Annotated in this window: 2 protein-coding genes; both read left to right on the forward strand. The window is 71.1% G+C overall.

The window, feature by feature from the left end; all coding sequences use genetic code 11:
• Positions 1-668, forward strand: a 668-nt coding sequence (locus OPU66_RS14855) for an SPOR domain-containing protein (protein ID WP_498554425.1), incomplete at its 5' end; no start/stop codon positions are given.
• Entirely contained in the window at positions 665-1,831 is a 1,167-nt protein-coding gene (locus tag OPU66_RS14860; RefSeq protein WP_498554426.1) for a deoxyguanosinetriphosphate triphosphohydrolase, read from the forward strand. The genes OPU66_RS14855 and OPU66_RS14860, both read left to right, overlap by 4 nt.
• Positions 1,832-1,982 lie beyond the last annotated feature (151 nt).

Raw genomic sequence — 1,982 nt, forward strand, 5'->3', positions numbered from 1 at the left:
GGGGTGCCCAGCCCCAGCCCCAGCCCGCCCCCGCGCCTGTCCCCGCGCCCGCGCCGCCGCCACCGCCGCCCCCGGCGATGCTGGCGGGCGATGCGATCGATCCCGCCATGTCGCCGGCCGCCCGTGCGCCGGCCGCGCTGCCGGCGGCACGGCGCGGCGATCTGGACGCGATCATGGCCGATATCCGCGCCGCCGCGCGTGCCGACCGCGATCGTCCGCTGGGCGTCGGCATCCGGCGTGCCGAGCCGACCGCCGAGGCCGTGGCGCGGCCCGATGGCAGCGCCGTCCAGTCGGCACAGGCAGAGGCGAAGAAGCCCGATCCCAAAAAACCCGATCCGAAAAAGCCGGACCCCAAAAAGCCCGATCCGAAAAAGGCCGAGGCGCGCAAAAAGCCCGAACCCAAGGCACCGCCGCGCATCTGGGTGCAGGTGGCGGGCGGGGCCAACCGCGCCGACATGCCCAAGGAATGGAAGCGGCTGACCGGTCAGGCGCCCGCTGCGCTCAAGGGGCGTCAGGCCTCGCTCGCGCCCGGCCGGCTGCTCGTCGGCCCGTTCAAGAGCGACGATGAGGCGCAGGATTTCGTCCGCACGCTGCGCAAATCGGGCGTCGGCGCGTTCCAGTGGGACAGCCCGGCCGGGGCCGATGTGCGCAAGCTGGGGGCGAAATGAGGGGGCATAGCAGCTGGGCCTGCGATCCCGCGCGCAGCCGGGGGCGGCAGTTCGACGAACATACCAACATGATGCGCGGCCCGCGCGACGCCTATCAGCGCGACCGCGACCGGATCGTCCATTCGATCCCGTTCCGCCGCCTGCGCCACAAGACGCAGGTGTTCGTCGCCCCCGACGGCGATCATTTCCGCGTGCGGCTGACCCACAGCCTTGAAGTCGCGCAGATCGGCCGCACCATCGCCCGCGCGCTCGGCCTCAACGAGGATCTGACCGAGGCGCTGTGCCTTGCGCACGATATCGGCCACCCGCCCTTCGGCCATGCCGGGGAAGAGGCGCTGGAGGCGGCGACCGCCCATGCCGGCGGGTTCGATCACAACGCGCATACGCTGCGCGTGCTGATGCGGATCGAGCGGCCCTATCCGCGGTTCGACGGCCTGAACCTGACCTGGGAAACGCTGGAGGGGCTGGCCAAGCACAATGGCCCGGTCGCCGAGCCGAGCTGGGCGATGCGCGAGGCCGACCGTGATTTTCCGCTGGCGCTCGACCAATGGCCGTCGCTGGAGGCGCAGGTTGCGGCGGTGGCCGACGACATCGCTTACGACAATCACGACATTGACGACGGGGTGCGCGCCGGGCTGCTCACCCGCGAACAGATCATGGCGGTGCCGCTGGTCGCGCGCGGCTGGCGCGAGGCGGAGACGCGCTATCCCGATATTGGCGAACGGCGCTTGCGTGCCGAGCTGATCCGCTCGCAGATCGGCCTGATGGTCAACGACCTGATCGTCGAGACGCGCCGCCGCATCCGCGAATCGGGCGTGCAGAGCGTCGACGATGTCCGCGCGGCGGGGCGGGCGCTGGTCGGCTTCAGCCATGCGATGCAGGCCGAGGAACGTGAGCTGAAACAGTTCATGTATGCCAATCTCTACCACCATCCCCGCCAGCTGGAGGCGGCGGCGGCCGCCAACCGCATCATCGCCGGCCTGTTCGCCGCCTATGCCGCCGATCCGGCGCTGCTGCCCGAGGCCTGGCGCGAGACGCTGCCCGCCGACGAGCCGGAGCGGACGCGCCACATCGCCGATTTCATCGCCGGCATGACCGACCGCTACGCCATTGCCCGCTACCGAGAGACGGTGGGACCGATCGATCTGCCGGACTGCTTCTGAGGGGCGTGCCGGGGGGCGTTGCCGTCGCGGCATCGGGCGTCGTTGGTTGTGAGCGACGGCACCGGAAGTTGTTCGTTGGGAAGAACGGCACCGGCCCGCACCCCCACCCGGCCTCCCATAGCGTAACCTGCCGTTGGGAGGCCGGGTGGGG

The organism is Sphingomonas sp. URJC2 (assembly GCF_059803575.1).

Coding starts and splice junctions, on each gene's coding strand:
- OPU66_RS14860 (WP_498554426.1), top strand. CDS start 665: ATGAGGGGGCATAGCAGCTGGGCCTGCGATCCCGCGCGCAGCCGGGGG.